Annotated in this window: 22 protein-coding genes; 7 read left to right on the top strand and 15 right to left on the bottom strand. The window is 50.4% G+C overall.

Features of this window, described 5'->3' with window-relative positions:
• Window positions 1-7 precede the first annotated feature (7 nt).
• On the bottom strand, window positions 8-1,501 hold the full coding sequence (locus tag ACOCLE_RS04715) for a phage portal protein (RefSeq protein WP_419535725.1): 1,494 nt from the start codon (window positions 1,499-1,501) through the stop codon (window positions 8-10).
• Window positions 1,502-1,560: 59 nt separating this feature from the next.
• On the opposite strand from ACOCLE_RS04715, the gene ACOCLE_RS04710 reads away from it, so the two are divergent.
• On the top strand, window positions 1,561-1,764 hold the full coding sequence (locus tag ACOCLE_RS04710) for a BrnT family toxin (protein ID WP_419535724.1): 204 nt from the start codon (window positions 1,561-1,563) through the stop codon (window positions 1,762-1,764).
• 1 nt (window position 1,765) lies between these two features.
• Here the strand turns inward: ACOCLE_RS04710 and ACOCLE_RS04705 are convergent, their stop codons facing one another.
• Complete coding sequence (locus ACOCLE_RS04705; RefSeq protein WP_419532972.1) at window positions 1,766-3,046, bottom strand: ISKra4 family transposase; 1,281 nt, start codon at window positions 3,044-3,046, stop codon at window positions 1,766-1,768.
• Between the two features lie 170 nt (window positions 3,047-3,216).
• On the opposite strand from ACOCLE_RS04705, the gene ACOCLE_RS04700 reads away from it, so the two are divergent.
• The gene (locus ACOCLE_RS04700) at window positions 3,217-3,468 is read left to right on the top strand and encodes a BrnA antitoxin family protein (RefSeq protein ID WP_066018747.1); all 252 of its coding nucleotides are present in this window, start codon (window positions 3,217-3,219) and stop codon (window positions 3,466-3,468) included.
• Here the strand turns inward: ACOCLE_RS04700 and ACOCLE_RS04695 are convergent.
• The 3 genes from ACOCLE_RS04695 to ACOCLE_RS04685 form a co-directional block, all read right to left on the bottom strand.
• A complete protein-coding gene (locus tag ACOCLE_RS04695; protein WP_419535723.1) occupies window positions 3,465-3,677 on the bottom strand; it encodes a phage head-tail joining protein in 213 nt (70 codons plus the stop codon). The genes ACOCLE_RS04700 and ACOCLE_RS04695 overlap by 4 nt on opposite strands.
• The gene (locus tag ACOCLE_RS04690) at window positions 3,670-5,517 is read right to left on the bottom strand and encodes a phage terminase large subunit family protein (RefSeq protein WP_419535722.1); all 1,848 of its coding nucleotides are present in this window, start codon (window positions 5,515-5,517) and stop codon (window positions 3,670-3,672) included. The genes ACOCLE_RS04695 and ACOCLE_RS04690 overlap by 8 nt, the downstream gene beginning before the upstream one ends.
• 265 nt (window positions 5,518-5,782) lie before the next feature.
• The gene (locus tag ACOCLE_RS04685) at window positions 5,783-6,277 is read right to left on the bottom strand and encodes a hypothetical protein (protein WP_066018782.1); all 495 of its coding nucleotides are present in this window, start codon (window positions 6,275-6,277) and stop codon (window positions 5,783-5,785) included.
• Between the two features lie 142 nt (window positions 6,278-6,419).
• Between ACOCLE_RS04685 and ACOCLE_RS04680 the strand changes: the two genes are divergently transcribed.
• From ACOCLE_RS04680 to ACOCLE_RS04665, 4 genes are all read left to right on the top strand, one after another.
• On the top strand, window positions 6,420-6,617 hold the full coding sequence (locus ACOCLE_RS04680; RefSeq protein WP_066018696.1) for a DUF6900 domain-containing protein: 198 nt from the start codon (window positions 6,420-6,422) through the stop codon (window positions 6,615-6,617).
• Window positions 6,614-7,078 (top strand): DUF3489 domain-containing protein, encoded by a 465-nt coding sequence (locus ACOCLE_RS04675; RefSeq protein WP_419535721.1) that lies wholly within the window; start codon window positions 6,614-6,616, stop codon window positions 7,076-7,078. Before ACOCLE_RS04680 ends, ACOCLE_RS04675 begins: the two co-directional genes overlap by 4 nt.
• Window positions 7,075-7,413: a hypothetical protein gene (locus ACOCLE_RS04670; protein WP_419535720.1), complete on the top strand. Its 339-nt coding sequence runs from the start codon at window positions 7,075-7,077 to the stop codon at window positions 7,411-7,413. Before ACOCLE_RS04675 ends, ACOCLE_RS04670 begins: the two co-directional genes overlap by 4 nt.
• 159 nt (window positions 7,414-7,572) lie before the next feature.
• Window positions 7,573-7,863 (top strand): putative quinol monooxygenase, encoded by a 291-nt coding sequence (locus ACOCLE_RS04665; RefSeq protein WP_419535719.1) that lies wholly within the window; start codon window positions 7,573-7,575, stop codon window positions 7,861-7,863.
• Window positions 7,864-8,975: 1,112 nt separating this feature from the next.
• Here the strand turns inward: ACOCLE_RS04665 and ACOCLE_RS04660 are convergent.
• From ACOCLE_RS04660 to ACOCLE_RS04640, 5 genes are all read right to left on the bottom strand, one after another.
• Complete coding sequence (locus ACOCLE_RS04660; RefSeq protein ID WP_419535718.1) at window positions 8,976-9,350, bottom strand: 3TM-type holin; 375 nt, start codon at window positions 9,348-9,350, stop codon at window positions 8,976-8,978.
• A complete protein-coding gene (locus tag ACOCLE_RS04655; protein ID WP_419535717.1) occupies window positions 9,347-9,790 on the bottom strand; it encodes an N-acetylmuramoyl-L-alanine amidase in 444 nt (147 codons plus the stop codon). Before ACOCLE_RS04655 ends, ACOCLE_RS04660 begins: the two co-directional genes overlap by 4 nt.
• Window positions 9,791-9,792: 2 nt before the next feature.
• Window positions 9,793-10,068 (bottom strand): hypothetical protein, encoded by a 276-nt coding sequence (locus ACOCLE_RS04650; RefSeq protein WP_419535716.1) that lies wholly within the window; start codon window positions 10,066-10,068, stop codon window positions 9,793-9,795.
• Window positions 10,034-11,362, bottom strand: a complete 1,329-nt coding sequence (locus ACOCLE_RS04645; RefSeq protein WP_419535715.1) for a site-specific DNA-methyltransferase — start codon at window positions 11,360-11,362, stop codon at window positions 10,034-10,036. Before ACOCLE_RS04645 ends, ACOCLE_RS04650 begins: the two co-directional genes overlap by 35 nt.
• Window positions 11,363-11,553: 191 nt before the next feature.
• Window positions 11,554-11,937, bottom strand: a complete 384-nt coding sequence (locus ACOCLE_RS04640; RefSeq protein WP_066017908.1) for a response regulator transcription factor — start codon at window positions 11,935-11,937, stop codon at window positions 11,554-11,556.
• Between the two features lie 171 nt (window positions 11,938-12,108).
• Between ACOCLE_RS04640 and ACOCLE_RS04635 the strand changes: the two genes are divergently transcribed.
• Window positions 12,109-12,999: an IS982 family transposase gene (locus tag ACOCLE_RS04635; RefSeq protein WP_419533099.1), complete on the top strand. Its 891-nt coding sequence runs from the start codon at window positions 12,109-12,111 to the stop codon at window positions 12,997-12,999.
• 487 nt (window positions 13,000-13,486) lie between these two features.
• Here ACOCLE_RS04635 and ACOCLE_RS04630 read toward each other — a convergent pair whose 3' ends face one another.
• The 5 genes from ACOCLE_RS04630 to ACOCLE_RS04610 all read right to left on the bottom strand — a co-directional run bounded on the left by ACOCLE_RS04630 (window position 13,487) and on the right by ACOCLE_RS04610 (window position 17,830).
• Window positions 13,487-15,604, bottom strand: coding sequence for an AAA family ATPase (locus tag ACOCLE_RS04630; protein WP_419535714.1), 2,118 nt, complete (start codon window positions 15,602-15,604; stop codon window positions 13,487-13,489).
• A 63-nt stretch (window positions 15,605-15,667) separates the two neighbouring features.
• Window positions 15,668-16,297, bottom strand: a complete 630-nt coding sequence (locus ACOCLE_RS04625) for a hypothetical protein (protein WP_419535713.1) — start codon at window positions 16,295-16,297, stop codon at window positions 15,668-15,670.
• 2 nt (window positions 16,298-16,299) lie between these two features.
• The gene (locus ACOCLE_RS04620) at window positions 16,300-17,142 is read right to left on the bottom strand and encodes an ATP-binding protein (RefSeq protein ID WP_419535712.1); all 843 of its coding nucleotides are present in this window, start codon (window positions 17,140-17,142) and stop codon (window positions 16,300-16,302) included.
• Window positions 17,139-17,612 carry a hypothetical protein gene (locus ACOCLE_RS04615; protein ID WP_419535711.1) on the bottom strand — a complete coding sequence of 158 codons (474 nt, stop codon included), beginning with the start codon at window positions 17,610-17,612 and terminating at the stop codon, window positions 17,139-17,141. The genes ACOCLE_RS04620 and ACOCLE_RS04615 overlap by 4 nt, the downstream gene beginning before the upstream one ends.
• Window positions 17,609-17,830, bottom strand: a complete 222-nt coding sequence (locus ACOCLE_RS04610) for a DNA-binding protein (protein ID WP_419535710.1) — start codon at window positions 17,828-17,830, stop codon at window positions 17,609-17,611. The genes ACOCLE_RS04615 and ACOCLE_RS04610 overlap by 4 nt, the downstream gene beginning before the upstream one ends.
• Window positions 17,831-18,000: the final 170 nt, after the last annotated feature.

The following is an 18,000-nucleotide window of genomic DNA, read 5'->3' as shown; positions in this document are numbered from 1 at the left end:
CGGCTTATTATTCAGGGGTTTCTTGCTCATCCTTGTTTTCGTCCTTGTCAGTAGTTGAAGGATCCTTCGAAGACTGCCTGCCATCGCTGTCGTACTGAAGGGTCAGCTCATCGGCCCGCCGATTGTCAGCAGCGATTTCGTCATCAATTTGTTCGCTGTCATAACCCTGTTCAGACACCACTTCTGAACGAGATTTGAAGCCACTGCGCACTGCCAAATTCTGGGCCTGCATATCCTGAACCGGATGCATATAGGGCCAGCCCTGAGCAATCCATTTCACCCGACGATAATCGGCTTTGTTTTTGTGAAATCGGGGCGCATGGATTGCCCCGCTGAGTACGGCCATCTCCAACCAGCGATTCCAGATCGGTCGACAGAACTGGAACACCAATTGATTGTGCTGAATTTGCTGAATACGTCGGCGGAACTCATTCAGAACTACCCGTAATGCCCGGTCACTGACGCCTTTCATATCGCCGGAGAGGATTTCGTATGGCAGCCCAATACCAGCTGCAACGGCCATTAATTGCTGACGGATAAAATCGGGATAATTGCTGGCGGCTCCCGGAGGTGTATTGAAGGTGATCTCCTCCCCCGGCGAGAGTTCCTGCATCGTGCCAGGCTCCATTGCCACCATGGGCACACCTTGCAGATCATAAACAATAGGCCGACCGGTTAATGGATCCACCTTTTCACCATCCGGAGCGGGCTTGGTGATAAAGCCGGTGAACAGGTTGGCGATTTCCTGCCTCAATAGCGTGGCATCATCAAACTTGTCGAGATGAAACATCCGTAGCAAAACCTGAGTCAGCAATGGCTGCCCTCTTAACTGACCGGGTCGCAATGGTTCATAAAGATGCAGTACCTGCTCCGCTGGAATACGACGCAGGTCAGCGGTATCAAGCGTTGTGTAATCAGAGGGATGCTGTCGATGCATCCAGTAGGCGAGCCGCTTACCAACGGCATTAAACTCAATCCCTGCCCGGATCTTATGACCTCTTTTCAGATCGTCGTTGTAATCCCAGGGAACAAACTCCGCTTCCAGTAGCTGCACTTGCAGAGGCACGCTGAGTCCATCGTATGGTTTCCGAGGCCTCAGTCGGGCAAAGCATTCACCGGCTTCCAGCATGGAACGCACTGCCAGTGATTGCTGGCCATAAAAGTCCAGCTGACCATCCGCATCAGATTCATCGGACCAATCCAGAAACAGTGCCTGCAGGTTTTGACGGAACCGATCATTGCTCGCTTCAGACTTGGGTTTGATCCCCGTACCGACAATATTGGCTACCAGCTTTTCCAGCCCGGATGCCGCCCAGGGATCATTGCGAATCGCCGCTCGTGAACGATTGATTAACGTCCCGAGATTACCGGTCAGCGTGTTATTCGGGCCGGAAGATGGTGCCGACCAACTCTGGCTTCTCCGACCATGCCCTGCGGAGGTATAGGCCAGATTTTTGATTTCAGGCAGCAGCCAGCCTGCAATACGATGTTTCAGACTCATTCAGTATTTCCTGAAATCTGTGCTATTATGTATGTACAAATGTAAATACTGGCATAACCATGCAATTTGAGTGGGATGAAGAAAAGAATCAGGCGAATATTCGCAAGCACGGAATTGCCTTTGATGATGCAGTCGATATCTTCAATCACCCTTTGCTCTGCCGGATTGATGACCGCATCAACTATGACGAAGAGCGCTGGGTTGCTATTGGCCGCATTCATCACCTTACCGGAGTAGGGGTGCTCTCTCAATTTGATAACTGACTCATAGGTTAGCTTCAACCTTTCCAGTCATGAACTCAGACCAAAGTTGTTCCCAGCGCCCCTTACTCTGGATCAGTGCTCTTGTTGTCAAAAGCACTTCCGCTCCTGTTGCTTTCCACCTCATTCCAGAACCACATAATCGTTGCTTTACCAGAGTCTTACAAGCCGCTTCAGTAACTCCTGAACCTATTGGCCAATGGCGTTTAAGCGCCTGATGATAATTCATTAACTGGTGATTGTTTGTAAAATAGCTCACAGCTTTGTAGCGCTTCTCTGTCAGTGCGATTGTCTTTTTCGGGAGCTCGGCTGATTCAATTTCCTGAAGGATTTTTTTGGCTGCTCCACGCTTGTTTTTCAAACTATGTAGCCTGTCTTCAAGCCACTGGTGTCGCTTCGCCTTACTGGTTGGAAACAGTGCTTCCGCTGCTCCAGCTAAATATTCAGATGCATGATAAAAATCGAGTATCTGCCCAGAGGTATGTTGTTTCAAATAACTCCAGTTTTCTCTAGCCCCGTCAGCTACCCCGATGTATGTGGCATTTGGGTAGAGTCGTTTTAGATCTGCAATCTCCTCGTCGAGCTTGCTCATAAAGCTTTGTTTACCATACTCTGGCGAACTGGCTGTATATATCGTGTGGAGCCTGTCTCCATCTGCAGAATATAGGCTCAATGTCCCACACATGGCTTCCCTCCAGCCTTCTTCACAAAGCAGCATGCAGGTTCCATCCAGACCAATGGCTATTGTTTCAACAGGCTCTTTTAGTGGAGGAAGGTGGTAGTGAGTGTCTTGCTGGTCTTCAATTAATGCACCTACTCTGTCCGATAAATGCTTGATATAAGAATTTGAAAGCGTCCTTTGATGGTTGGTCTCAAAATCTTCTTTTACCGCAGGCGCTGGCATCTGGCTGTATTTCCAGGCGATAGACTTGGCAAATTTGGGGGTAGCTGAACCAATAATACCGGCACGAAGATCAAGTGCTGCCAGAGTACTGCCACCTCTGACACCCTGATATACGGAGCGCTCCAAAGGTATACGACCGTATAAGGTTTCATAGTGCTTAAGAACCTTTCCTTTGTAGTTCCACTTCTGCTGATTAACGACGATAGGTTCTTTATTGGGTGATTCAAATAGCCCCAATAACTCTTTTGTTCCAAGCTGCCCGGCTTCATTGAGTGCACGCTGTAAACTATCTTCAAGATTCAGCATGTTGCCTGAATCTATAGAAACTTCAATTTGCAAAACGATGCTTTTGGTAGAGCTGGAAATAACAGAAGCGGGCATGACAGTTAACTATTATGAGTGGTGTTCCCATAGTAGCTGTGAAAATAGAGCACTATTGTTTCAATCATTCAGAGAGAGCACCCCCGGAGTAGTTGTCTATACAGAACGAGTCGGTGATATTGTGCGAATCATTTCAGCCCGAAAAGCCACCAAAAAAGAGACTCAATATTATGAAGAAAACATCCGGTACTGATTGGCAACGGCTCGACACCATGAATGATGATGAAATAGATACTTCCGATATTCCTGAATTGGATGAGGAGTTTTTTAATCAGGCTGAATTGCGTTTGCCTGTCAAAAAGCCAGTGACCATCCGGTTAGACTCTGATGTTCTGGAATGGTTTAAAGAGCAAGGACAAGGTTATCAAACCCGCATTAATAACTTGCTCAGAAAGTATATGGAAACGCATCAATCCCGTTAAATGCCACGACGGGAATAAACACCATACTGTCGTGGGCGTTTTTGCTGTTTAACCAGCTCTCGCTCAATGGCTTGAAGCCGCCGCTCCATTTCACCGAAGCTGGCGTATTCCACTTTTCGACCTTCAAATTCTACGGTGCGGGTTTCCCGCAGCAGCACGGCTCGCTTCAGGGCCTGGTATTCAGCATCGGTAATCATGGATTTATCCATTGAGGTAGGTACTGCGGGAGATTCGACGATTGCGATTCACGGCGATATCCGCTGGTTCTTCTTGTTCTATCTGCACTTCCGGCTCTGGCCGTTGTGCTGCCAGCTGTTCCAGATCCAGCCCTCGATGTTGCTGAAGGATCCTGACAGCCGTCAGGGCATAGACCCGGCAATCGAGTGCCTCGTTGCGCTTCTTTTTGGCATCCCATTCAAAGTAGGCAACGCCGTGCTTGTATTTACGTACCTTCTCTTCTGCCGTGGCCTGCTTGAAGTAATCCTCATCAAAGCAGTCTGCAATCGGCCAGTGGCAGTAACCTGCGCCTGGCTCCAGTATGCGGTAACGCTGGTAAATCAGTTCTTTCGCAGTATCCGTTCCTACGAGAGTCAGATAGATGCCTTTCTTGTTCTTTGTCTTTGGGAAGGTCGCAATGGGTTTACGCGATTGAGATGCTCCTTTGATCGGTATTAACCAGTCAGGTCCCTGCTTGCGGGAAAACGCATAAACCTCATCGGTGAAGTGGCCACCGGAATCCATACAAACCTGAGCCAAATTCATTAACACGCCATCATGGCGTCTATATGATTGCCGTAACTTTCCGGCCAGAATATTCCAGATATCCGGACGGGAGAGGTCGCCATAAAGGCGCACGTAATCAATAGACCAGCTCTCTTCACCGGCTCCCCAGCCCACCACTTCGTACTCTACCCGATCATCCTGCACATCAATGCCACAGGTCAGTACCTCAACTGGCCAGGGCACTTCTGCCGGATAGTGCTCACGACGCTGGTAGAGCAGTTCATGATCCACCGTTTCACCGGCTTCCTGCCAGGTCTGGCCAAGTACCGTATTGGTCCAGTCTTTGAGAAGAATGGGATTGTCTTTCGCTGCCAGAAAATCGGCAACGGCATCTTGCCAGCTGTACCAACCGTTAGGGCTGTAGAGTGAACTCAGGTGGTAACCACGAATTTTTCCGTTAGCTTCCGGGTTCATGGCAACCCATTGACCGTTGGCCAGTAACTTTGGTTTGTCATGCTCCCGCATCCGGTGCTGGCAGCTCACACACTCAAAACAAGCAGTTTCAGGATCCTGATTCTCAAATTTAATCTGCGGCCACTCAATGGCCTGCATATGTTGGCACTTCACACAGGGCACCTGGTATTGCCGCTGATCACTGGCCAGGTAAGCCAACTCAACCTTGCTGGCTCCGGCAATATTGGGGGTAGACACCATCAGGATCTTTCGGTTGCGGGAAAACGTCGCTGTCCGTTTAATCGCCAGATTGATCGGGCTGCCCTCACCGTCCACATCGTCCTCATAGGCATCCACCTCATCCAGAAATAGGAATCGGGCAGGCATGGAACGAAGCCCGGTAGCCGAGTTGGCACCGGTGATGATCAATACGCCGTTGGGAAACTCCTTAACCATTTGGGTGTTGCCGGAATCCCGGGAACGGGGATCTTTTACCAAGTCCCTCAGCACCGGCATAGCCTCAATCATGGGCGCGATCCGCTGCTTGGAGGTTCGCTTGGCCATATCCAGAGTGGGCAGCACATACATCATCGGTCCGGGCGTGTGATGTACCACATACCCCAACCAGTTATTGCCGCACTCCGTACCGCCCACCTGAGCCCCTTTCATAAACGCCACCTGCTCCACAGAAGAGGAAGGCGAAAGGCAATCCATGATCTCTTTCAGGTAGGGGGTTCTTGCCGTTCTCCAACGACCGGCTTCCTTGGCGGACTTCATGGGCAAGATGCGATGCTCATCCGCCCACTCGGAAACCGTCAGGCGGGTATCCGGTTTCAGCCCCGCAAAAAATCCTGAGAAATAGGGATTATTCATACGATTGTTTGTTTATAAAGGTGACAAACAGGCGTTACACCTACCCATATCTAAAGATTGTGTAAACCGACCGATAATCTCTAAGCCCCTGGCGCATGGGCAAACCGAAAAGTTGGCACGTTTAATGTTAATAATTCGTTGTAAAGGAAATAACTCAGCATGTGTTCCAGGACGGAGCCAATGGCCAGGATGGCCACCAGGGAAATAACAATAACAACTTGGAAATGCTGAGATTATCGCCCCGTTGACCGGGGCGTTGTTTTATCTACGGGTTGCTGCTCAGTTCATTCAGAATGGTTTCCAGTTCATCAATCAATAGTTTTCTTACCTGAACCGGATCCTGTTCCGCTGCCAACACATCCGACAGCCGGTCGGGTATGCCAAGCAACGAATCCCGGACAATCCTGCCAGCTCGAAAAGCGTCTGCTTTGACTTTGGATGCATCGGTCAGCTTGCCAGCCTTCTCTTCATACTCCATCTTGGCCATTTTGGCCTTGAAAGCTTCCCGCATGGTGCGGGCTGTGACGAAGTCAACGGCCTGTCGTGAATCCGTGGGCGATGTGGGTAAAACAGCTTCGCTTTTGGTCTGTGTTCTCAGTTCGTTGGAAGGCTCCGATTGGGCCTTAATGGCGGCCATCGCCTGCTCTGGATCAATCTTCCCATTGACCAGCTGGATCTTGCCAGACCCGACCAGTTTTCCCACATATTGTCGGCTCCAGCCTTGACGTTTGGCGAATTCTGACTGCGACAGTAGCTTCATAACCCCGCTCGCCCCCTCTCTTCGCCGCCAGAGCCCGACCTATCCTCCAAGCAATTGATAATTATCTGCTTTTTCTTGATAACCAGCGGTTATAGAGCCTAACTGTACATAACAACAACAAATCAACCGAAAGGACAACCCCATGAACAAACGCATCGAAAAAGCCCTGGAAGCCATCGCCAGAAAGCATCGACTGTTCGATACCCTGAGCGAACAGAATACCTCCGAAGATTTCAATGAAGTCGCTGTCTGGTGCGTTAGAAGCGCCCTGGAAGAGGCTTACCAGCAAGGCATCAACGATGGACAACAAAAATCCAAAAAAGAAGGAGAGACACTATGAAACACGACAAACTCACCCAAGCCCAAGAAAACGTGCTGCAACAAGCCGCCAAAACCGGAACACTGAACACCTCCGATCTCACCATCAAAGGGGGAGCCCGAAAGAAAGTACTGGAAAGCCTGACCAGCCGTGGTTTGCTGATTGCTTTAAAGGAACCCGATACCTACGACATTAGCCCACAGGGTAAAGCAGCCATTGGCCTTAAAGATGATTCTCCATCTAAAGAAAAAGGAAAAATCCGACCCGGTACCAAACTTCATGCCGTGATTGAACTTCTGGCCCGCCCGGAAGGTGCCGCCATTGAAGAAATCATGGACAAGACCGGCTGGCAGAAGCACACAGTCCGAGGCACTTTCGCCGGTGCCCTTAAAAAACGACTGGGGCTGACCATCGAATCGGAGAAACCGGAAGGTCAGGACCGAATCTACCGGATCACCGCCGGACTGGAGGCCGTCTTATGAGCACCCGGTCAAGAATAGCGAGGCTGCTGGATGACTGCAGCTATCGCTCCATCTACTGCCACTTCGATGGGGATCGGGTTGGCCAGATCCTCAGGCAGTATTTCTCCAGTGAGAATGATGCCAGGGCAATTATCAATCTTGGTGATATTTCAGGCATTGATAAAGACGGTGCCAGGGCTTACAAGGATATGGGCGATCCGTGGAGTCGAGTCCGTCCCAAACACAGTGCAGACTTAACAGCGCTGTTGAATCTGGCGTACGACACCGATGCCGAGTTCCTGCACTACTGGCAGGAAGGCCAATGGCATACCCTCCAGATGAGTGGTCCACGATGATGAGACCACCTTTTCTTCTGGCCGTTGAACTCTCCAACGGCCATTTATCAATTTATATCTGATAATTAATCAATCATTACGCTATTTATCATTTAGTGATTCGCGACTAATCTTGTTCTCATCAACACGATACATCACTATCAATCGAGTATTTCCATCATGGCTAAATTGACTATCGTCGCTAACATCATCGCCAAAGCAGACCAAGTAGAATTGGTAAAAGCCGAGCTACTGAAGCTGATTGATGTCACTCGTGCCGAAGAAGGTTGCATCAACTACGACCTTCACCAAGACAACGAAAACCCAGCGCATTTTACTTTCTACGAAAACTGGGAATCACGCGAACTATGGCGCAAGCACATGGACAACGCGCACCTAGCACAATACATGAAAGCAACAGAAGGCGCGGTAGAAACTTTCACTCTAAACGAGATGTCGCAGATCGCTTAACGCCTCGAACAATACAGCACGATCGAGTAGGAGGTGAGATTGCTCTCACCCCATTCAGCGAGCACGAACCATGGCCATGCATCGAGACTGGGGAGAGCTCTGGAACGATCATCAACCCAGATTCTCACACTCATGGAATGGCCGAAAGTGCTGAAACGCTTATGGTCCACAAAGCCTGTGAATGGCTTGAACACCGACCATTTGACCGATAACTTTAATCATCCACTAATTCCGTGGATAACCCGGTGCATAACCGGTGAGATAGACTATAAAACAGGGAAATAAAGCGATCAAAATCAAATGGTCATTATTTGATCAGCGGTGTATAAACCACCAAAAGAAATCCCCGCACAGGGCGAGGTTCGTAGAGAACAACCGGAGTCGTTATAAATTCCCGGGCATCCTGCTTGATTTTTCAGGGCTTCCCTCGGCTCACATCATTGTGACACCGTATTACTTCATCCCTGAGGTCATGTTTCACTCAACTCTAGGTCTCAGCCTGTTTGTTGAACCCAACATTGTACAGACTGAACCGTCCTCTCCTATTCGTTCAGATACCAATTTTGGGGGCCTATTCCCCGTACCCGACAAAACAAAACCTCGCTCGAAGCAAGGCGACAAGTGCTGATTATCAGCGGTGAGCGGTTCTTATTGTTATTTGGGTGGTATTTATTCTTATCCAGAGCATTGGCATTTGGTGTTCTTATTGCCAGGTCCCGAAACCATCCCCCTCAGCTTCGGCAATCCCCCAATGGACAGCTATAGATTACGTATTTACCGAAACAAAAGAGTTGATTCAGGTCAACAAACTTCGGTTGACAATCGGGTTGACAACCGAGAGTAAGGTGGTTGACAAAAAAACAGATTGGTTGACACGGAAACCCTGATAAACACTGGCCTCCTTCGGTTTTTGTCAACCACTGCCAACCCCGATTTTCACTCTGTCACTGGCGAAAGCCTGCGGCTTTGTACCCCCGCATTAGCTAAAGGTTCGCAGGGTCCCTCCGCCTTGGCTAAAGCCAGTAATAACGTGGCTTTCAGAGCATCAAACAGACGATATCGAACTTTTCTGAACCGGTGCAAAACCACAGCTACACGACACATAACCTTTATCACCCGCCTTGCTTCCATGTTCTCGCCACCTTCTCCACACCACGACTGGCAATGTAACCACCAATGCCCAGCTGGATAATACCGAACAACTTGAGCTCAACCTCTTCACTGAGATCAGGGGCCGCCCAGCCCATCCAGCGACACACAACCAGTGCCGTGAACACCAGCATCACCAGGGGACGCCAGCAGCGTTGCAGCCAACTCTCTCCCCTGGCTTCGGCGGTGATGATGCCTGCCTGTTCTGCCAGTTCCTTGATCTCCCCGTTGATCATCATCTCAGCTAGCTGTGCTTTAGCTTCACTTGCTTTGTTGGCATCAGGGAACAGCTTATCAATGACCTTCCCCACCAAAGGGACAGCAGCCGCCCAGCTCACAGATCAACTCCCTGCAGCCCTTCCTGGTAGAGCCATACTTCAACGGGAAAGCTTGGGCAGGCTTTGTGTTCACTGAAGTGGTTATGACCCCGTACTTCCACATCAGGGTACAGAGCCTGGTGACCAGCAATCAGCAGCTTCAGCATGCGCTTCTGCAGTGGGGTAAAGTTATCTTCCGACTGGTTGTTGTTATCCAACCCACCGACCAGGCAAATGCCCACGCTCTCATGGTTGTGACCTTTGGTATGAGCTCCCCAGTCATCAACAGGACGTCCCTGTTTTACAGAGCCATCACGCTCAATCACCCAGTGATAGCCGATGTCGATAAAGGCCCGTTCAGTCGTGTGCCAGCGTTTGATATCGTCAAGGGTGATGTTCTGGTTGGCCCGGGTGGCCGAGCAGTGAATGATCAGGTAATTGGTTTCCGTACGCTTGCCCATGCTCATCCCCTTAGAAAATATGAAAGCAGTCCGATCGCTGCGGTCAGAACCAGCCAACCAAACCGCTCGACATAATTGAGCATCACGCCCCGTCGACTGGACAGAAACTCCAGCTGCCGAAGGCGTTTATCCTGCTCATCCAGACGTTCATCCTGACGGGTCAGACTGGTAGTCTGATGCGTGATTCGTTCCTCGATCATGGCCAGCCTGGACACCGCATCGCTGAGCTTGTCGAGCTTGGAATCAATCTGATCCAGTCGCCGCGAGAGATCGTCCATGTCTCTGAGCCTCCTTTTCTTCCTTAGCAAGGAGGCACTTCCGCCGTCCATGGCGGTCGTCCCTGTTTTGCTCAAAGGTCAGTTGATTTGATTCCAGATAGGCTTCCTTGCCCGAGTACTCCTCCCAACGGCGCACAATCACATCGACGTATTTCGGGTCCAATTCCATGAGCCGGGCACTGCGGTGGGACTTCTCACAGGCGATCAGGGTAGAGCCTGAGCCACCGAACAGATCCAGTACGATGTCCCGGGTTTTAGAGGAGTTGCGAATGGCCCGTTCCACCAGTTCCACTGGTTTCATGGTGGGATGCAGATCGTTCCTGGCAGGCTTGTTGAAATACCAGACATCGCCCTGGTCACGAGCTCCACACCAGAAGTGTTCTGAGCCTTCCTTCCAGCCGTAGAGAATCGGCTCGTATTGACGCTGATAATCGGAACGTCCCAGGGTGAATGTGTTCTTGGCCCAGATGATAAACGTGGACCACTTGCCACCGGCCTCCCGAAAAGACTTCTGCAAGGTGTCCAGTTCAGATGACGACATGCAGATGTAAATCGCGCCCTTGCAGACACCGAGCAGGTTGCTCATAGCCGCCAGAAGGAAGGTGTAAAACTCCGTGCCCAGGTTGTCGTTTTTGATCCGGCGATCTTTTTTCGCTTTGCCGTTTTTCTCAGGATTGGCGTAATCCACGTTGTAAGGCGGATCGGTGAACACCATGTCGGCCAGCTGGCCCCCCATCAGGGTTTCCACATCGGTCTGCTCAGTAGCACTGCCACACAAAACCCGATGATCACCCAACACCCACAAATCACCGGCCTGGCTCACCGGATGCTCTTCCGGCTCAGGAATCTCATCGTCATCGGTCTGCCCTTCTGGTTCGTCCAGCAGCAGCAAACCTTCGAGTTCTTCATCGGAAAACCCCATCAGATCCAGGTCAAAATCCAGCGCATCCAGTTCGGCCAGCTCCTGTTTCAGCAAGTCTTCATCCCAGCCGGAATTGGCCGTAATCTGGTTATCCGCAATCACCAGCGCCCGTCGCTGCGTCTCGCTCAGATGCCCCAGCACGATCACCGGCACTGTTTCCATCCCCAGCTGCCTTGCCGCCATCAGACGACCGTGACCTGCTACGATCACATCATCGCTACCCACCAGTACCGGATTCACAAACCCAAACTCCTCGATGGACCGGGCAATCTGGGTCACCTGCTCATCGGAGTGAGTACGAGCGTTGTTGGCGTAAGGCACCAGACTGGCAACAGAGCGATGTTCGATGGATTCGACGAGGATTCTGGCCATGGTTCTTCCGTGAACGTGGGTGAATTTCAGGTAACAAAAAACCCCGGACCGGGAGTGGTGCGGGGCTTGGATGTACTTTGCTTCGAGCTTAGTGTTTATTTTGGTCAAAACCTGGAAAAGTGTCCAACCTCTGAAACGACCGGTATTTTGGATCGTTTTGGAAAGAGCCAGATAAGCTAAGCCTTTATCAGTTACTCCGGTATACGCCCTCTCGCCAGATGAATACCGATTTTGCTCATAGCCCTGGACCAACGAGCAAACGGCGTCTTGCGATTCAGACCCATTTCCTCCGCAATGGATCGCCAGGACATGCCCGACGCCCGCAACCAAAGCAACTCCCGTTCTTCTTCGCTGAGCCAACGCAGCCAGCGCATGCACTCCACCATCCGGTCCACGGCATCCGCTGACGGCGGAGCTGGTTTTATCCTCGCATCTTCCGAGTGATACACCTCCCAGCGGTTGGGATTGAACTCCGGCCAATACGACGCGTGTCCGAGGTTAATTCCGGAGGGTACTCGACGAGCCACCAGCCAGGCCTCTCGATATCGATCCCTGAGTTCGTCAATGGTCAACATGGCATCGCCTCCTGCGATTTCTAATACGGACGAGGCCGACCTCAAGGAGGCTCGTCCGTATATATATTTATATATAAAACGCCATGTGCGACTTTTAGGTTTGCATAAGGAGACATGACTGATCCTGCTTTCTGCTATTAAAAGCAGTAGAAAGCAAAGAAGGTTTCAGTCATGCCCGTTGAAGAGTTTATCACTACAGTCTACTGCTTGATCGACGATTTGGTAAAAGAGCTTTTTCCTGTACCACTGCGACTTCGAGGGTTTCCACCAAAGCTCACTGATAGTGAAGCGATCACCATGGAAGTTGTCGGTGAATGGCTTGGGCATCATAAGGACACTGAGATTTGGAAGTATTTTACCCGACACTGGCGACACCTGTTTCCTGACATTCCTTCACGCTCGGCATTTGTCAAACAGGCCGCCAACTTATGGCATGTGAAACAACGACTGCAAATTCGTATAGTCCAGATGATGCATGCAGATAATGCAGATATCCATTTAATCGATGGTTTTCCGATTGATGTTGTCGTCAGAACCCGTGCACCACAGAGCCGTATCTTTAAAGCTGAGGCTGGTTATGGTTACTGCGCTTCCAAGGACAAGAAGTTCTATGGCTTTCAGGGGCATTTGCTGGTTGAAGCACGAGGGATTCCTGTGGGTTTTACTCTGACCGCAGCGAACGTAGATGAGCGTGATGCAGCCTATGACATGCTCGAGACCATTTCTGGCCTCTTGCTTGGCGATAAGGGCTATATAAGGCCTGAGTTTAAAGCTGATTGTCAGGAATTAGGTATTGATCTTCAGACGCCACTGAGAAAAAACATGCAAGATGAACGTCCGAAGTCGTTTGTAAAGCTGGTATTACGGGTACGACGGAGAATAGAAACAGTGATAGGTCAATTGACAGAGCGCTTTGAAATAGAAAAGTGCCATTGTCGAGATAGATGGCATATGACATCACGTATCGCTCGGAAGTTACTGGCACATAATATTGGTTCTTATCTGAATATAATTGCTGGTCGTCCTGCAATACAGTTTGAGAACCTTATTTCCGAAGATTAAAAAACGGAAAGCAAATAATTGCGTGATTTTGAAGATACAACTTGGACTTACCATCATGCTAGCCCGGATATTTCATAAACGTGCTCCCGTTCTCGCTTGTCCTTTGCCGCCCTAAGGGAGTTTTGCTCGGTCGACCGTACTCCCCGGTACGGCACTCCCTCACAAAATCCCTTAGGGCGACAAAGTCCTGCCCGAGATTCGGGGCAGTTTATGAAATATCCGGGCTAGTAATTTGAGATAGTTTCAGACAAAGTCGCACATCGCGTATATAAAAGAATCCAGCAACTCAGCAACTCACCAAACATTAAGAATTTCAAACACTTATGAGTTGCTGGACTGAGTTGCTAACTTTTCTAAATCCAGCAACTCGTGATTCACTTAACCACATGATTTATTTCTATTTTTTGAGTTGCTGGAAAAATCTAGCAACTCAGCAACTCCCCATTTTCAGCAACTCGCTGGCAACTCCTCAGCAACTCAAAACGGTCTAATGTTGGTCGTAATAGATCCACTGATCCGGGTCTTCCACCGGTAAGCTTGCCGACGTTTGAGCACACTTATAATGGGTTGGCGGCACTCTGCAGAGTGGATGACCATCGTTGCCTAATTCCATATTTTCCACACAGAGATACCCCTGGGTGCTTCGCAATGGTGGCGGCAGGTTGTACTCTTCGTGATCATTAAAAAACTTAATATAGCCCTTGGTGCTGAGCACATTGATTCGATCCCGTATGGTTGAGCTGGCACCGAGCCCTGCCTGATTTTCAAACGCCTGGGCAAACTGATTAGAGGTATACACCCTGCCCTGCATCGCCTCCTGGTAGATCAGGTTAACGATGACCTCACGCTTTCGGATCCGTTCAGCATCATGCTTGCGCCCCATCTCTTCCCCGGCAATTCGTACACCGTTTGGAGGGGCTTCACACCACTGTTCCTTCTCTTTGATCACTCGCTTTGCTTTCGGTGATGGGCCATTCCTGAGTTCGTAATACAGCATCCTTTCAGGCTCAAGTTCCTCTGGCCTGAACAACAGCATTCCCGAGGTGTAATACCCCCTCAAGCTCCCCGCGCCTGACAATGCCTGAAACGGGTCTTCTTCCAACTGTCGCTTACTCATCTTCCGGGTGTGATGGACTAATATCAGCCCTGCATCCGGGTTCACAATATCCCGTAATTGCTCTACTCGTTCTTTCAGGAAAAACAGCATCGCATTGTTGTCATTTTCACTGCTGCCATCCGGTCCCGGGTCAAAGACATTACGAATCGGGTCGATCACGATCACATCCGGCCCTTCAGGGAAGGCATCCCGAATTGCCCTCAGGATTAAGGGCATGCCTTTCTCATTCAGAATCAGGTTCAGCCTTGCTGTCACCACCAGATTTTCGCGGACACGAGTCATCTGATACTGTTCAAGCGGGAGCCTCTTCACCCGTTCCCGCAGGTAGTGATATTGCACCTCAGCTTGCAGATAAAAAATCTTCAGCGGTCGGCTTGGACGCATATCCAAAAATGTTAATCCTGCTGACATATGAGCCAGAAGGTTCAAAAGGAAATCACTTTTACCGACCTTGGGAGCACCACCAACCACCAGCATACCGCCGGGTGTCAGCACTCTTGGACTGAGCAAGTCTTCAGGCATGGGTGAGTCATCGTCCAATAGTTCACCCAGTCTATAAAATGGCACCGACTCTTTAATGGTTTTGCGAGGTGTAGTTACCAACCACTGTTGGATATCAAACCCTTCAGCAATGGCATCAGCAGCATCCCATTTCTCAGGACTGCTTTCAGGTGGTTTGAGAATCACAACACTGACTGCGCCAATATCAACAATGGCCCTGGCTGCACTGTGAGCATAAGCAAAACCGGCTTCATCATGATCCGGCCAGATCATCACCCGTTTATCTTTGAGTGGCGACCAATCAGTCTTCTCAACCGGTGCTTTCGCTCCATTCATGGCCGTGGTGGCACAATAGCCGTTATCAATCAGTGCCTGCGCTGCTTTTTCTCCTTCCACCAACCAGACGTCCGTAGACTGTTTGATCCCCGGCTGGTTATACAACGGCCTTGGATTGGGAGCCTTGGTCTTGCGCGCTTTAACATCCCACGGTCTGAACTCTTTACCGTCCGGAGTATCGTAACGATAGACACAGGCGATCAAACTGCCTTCAGCATCGTAGTAGTCCCACTTGCCAGTGTGTGCACCAAGATCTTCGTAGTCGTCCTGGTAACTGGCTAATGCTGGTGGGCTGGTTGATGGTAGCCCTAACCAATCAGCCATTGCGCGTATAACCTCAGGAAAGTCATTTTTAGGATCAAGCCCCTGAACGGCCGCAGTCAGACTGACAATGTCACCGCCCTCACCATTTTCAAAATCATGCCATAGCCCGGGTTCACTGCCGTCCAACGAGACTTCCAGGCTTTTACCCTTATCACCCTTAACATTGCCCATCACATATTTGTTCCCCCGTCGCTTACCGTTAGGAAACATCGCCGTCAGGTAATCCACCAGCCGGTCCTGAATACGTCGCTTAATATCCTCAGCCGGTAAAAGCTCCGGGGCTTGTTGCTCTGCAGCCGTATTAAAATTGAGCCATCCGTTCTTCATTGCTCAGCGTCCCTGTAAAAAGAAGCCCACCAGCGGGTGGGCGATACTCCTTTCAGTTAGAAATCAGTCCCACTGGCTGCCATAACCTTCAGCCGGATGAGGCGCTTGATCCGGCCCCCGATACAACTCGGACTGCAATTCATGATGAGACGGTCTCTGTCCGGATTGTGTTACAGGTGCCATACCGTGCATCAACTGGGCATACTGTTTATGTTCCGGGGTAATGGCCTGCTTGATGACATTCTTCGGCTCGTCATACTGATCTTTTTCAAGACTCACCTTGGCCACAAACTCAATGCCATCGAGCTCCGACAGGGACATCAACTGACGGGCCTTGTACGCCGGTGGGCTGTTATCATCCGGTTTGATATTACGGGCTGACTGCAAAATACTGCGAACAAACGAGCGGCCCATGTTTTCCCACTCCGGTCCTTTCGGGCTGTACATTCCGATCAATGACCAGACCTTGCGTTTGGCATACTCGCCTGCCAGCACAGTGAACTCAGCGTTGAGGTAGATGGCCCCGGTATCACCACGGGTGGCATAACCTCCCGTCCAACCCATATCCGGGTTATCAAACCCACCCGGCTTGATGGTCATACGAACCTTAACCAGGGTGCCTGAAGGGATAATGTCATGCTGGTTCTGTTCAGCGGCATCATTGAAATCGTTCCATGATTTTTTCTGTGACATGGTTATGCGTCCTTTTGGGTGGTTGGATTATCAAAAGTGACCGGCTGACGCTCAGCGGTACGGATTTTGTGAAACAGCCTGCCCAGGTGGGGCGGTTCAAACAGGTCGAGACGACCACTGCGGTCCTTGGCTGGGTAGCCATAAGGATTCAGTGTCTGGCAGACAAAGGTTCGTCGAAGGTTACCTTCTTCATCCGGCAGACTCGCGAGGGTAATGACCTCATCAACGATCCCAGGCATCTCCAGACCAGTTTTAGAGCCATCAATCTGAGGCTGATAAATTTTCCGGTTAAAGTCGTCTACCCGCTCCTCCAGGATGGCCACGAACACTACATTTTTGCCCCGAGCATGCTGGAGATGAGTCAGTGCGGCAATCATCTCCTGGCCATGCAAACCATAGGCTCCCCGGGTATCCGGCTTGCCGGTTTTCTCGGAGAAAGCCTGAGGCTGGCTTTTGCACCACTGAAAGCAGAGCCGCCCCAGCACCGTGATGGAGTCGATAAAGTAGGTGTCGTATTTATCCAACGCCGAGGGATCACCGTACTTCTCGCACACCGCCTGGTAGTGCCCTTTCGAGTAAACCTGATCATCCCTGAGTGCGGGATTAGGACCTCCAAGATAAACGGCAAAGTTTCGGAACTCCGTCCAGGTAGAGGGTCGAATAGTGTCCCCCTCCCAATCCTGAACCGCCAAGTCACCTGCTTCGAGATCCATGAACATCGTGCTATGCGTATCGAGGGTTTTCAGCAGCGTGGTCTTACCTTCCCCACTTCGCCCTAACAGAACACACTTGATACCCTTACGTTCCCGGCTTCGCTGTTCAGCTGTTAATATTGGCAAGCTCATGACTTTATCCCCCGATAGTTGGGAGACAGACGATACTTAGGCGTTCCCTGTTCAATCGTCAGTGCAGGTCGAAACGCGTTCTGCATGACCTCAGGCCATTCATCAAAACGTGCATCCAGAACGGTGTACTGCACCTCCATAAACGCTTCAGGATGTTCTCCCTGGTTACGGAGGGTTTCCGCTATGGCTGCCAGCTTTTTCTGGTCCCAGGTGATGGCTTTGGGAATTTCAGATGTCACTTTCACGACACCGTCTTCAAAGTGAATGAAACCGAACTCCTGCTGTAACTCCGAACGAATGCTGGTGGCTTTGTAGACATATTTGTAAGCGATGGCAGACTCCAGCCAACCTCTTACTCTCTGAGCTTCCTCTAACTGAGCTTCAATGTTGTCCACCAGCACTAGCAACTCTTCACCAGACCTGGCCGACAGATCACTGACCGGTAACTTGAGTAAGTCTTTCAGATTCATGACTGACCTCCTGCTACCATGGACTGGCAGGGCTCAGAAGTGGAGCGCATGGCGGTCTGCGCCTCGTAAGCTTCAACATCCTTGATCATGTAGATCACTCGCCCACCCATTTTGTGAAAGGTGGGTCCCCACCCCACCGAGCGCCAGCGTTCAAGAGTACGCTGCGAAACACTCCAGCGTTGTGCCAGTTCAATCTGGCTGAGACTGTTCTTTCTCACGTTCATCGCCTCCTCGCGTTTATTGTCAGAACGTGAGTAAATTGTCGAAAGCAAAATGTGAGACCGTCAGCCCCCGAAATGTGAGAAATAATGTGAGACCTGCGGTGTTGGCAGAAAGTTGAGGCAGAAAAAAGCCACCCTGAGGTGGCGATCATCCGGAAGTAACGAAT

The organism is Endozoicomonas sp. (assembly GCF_965196975.1).
Lineage (GTDB): Bacteria > Pseudomonadota > Gammaproteobacteria > Pseudomonadales > Endozoicomonadaceae > Endozoicomonas.
The sequence above is the reverse complement of the archived record's forward strand: the minus strand, read 5'-3'. Positions and strand labels throughout refer to the sequence as shown.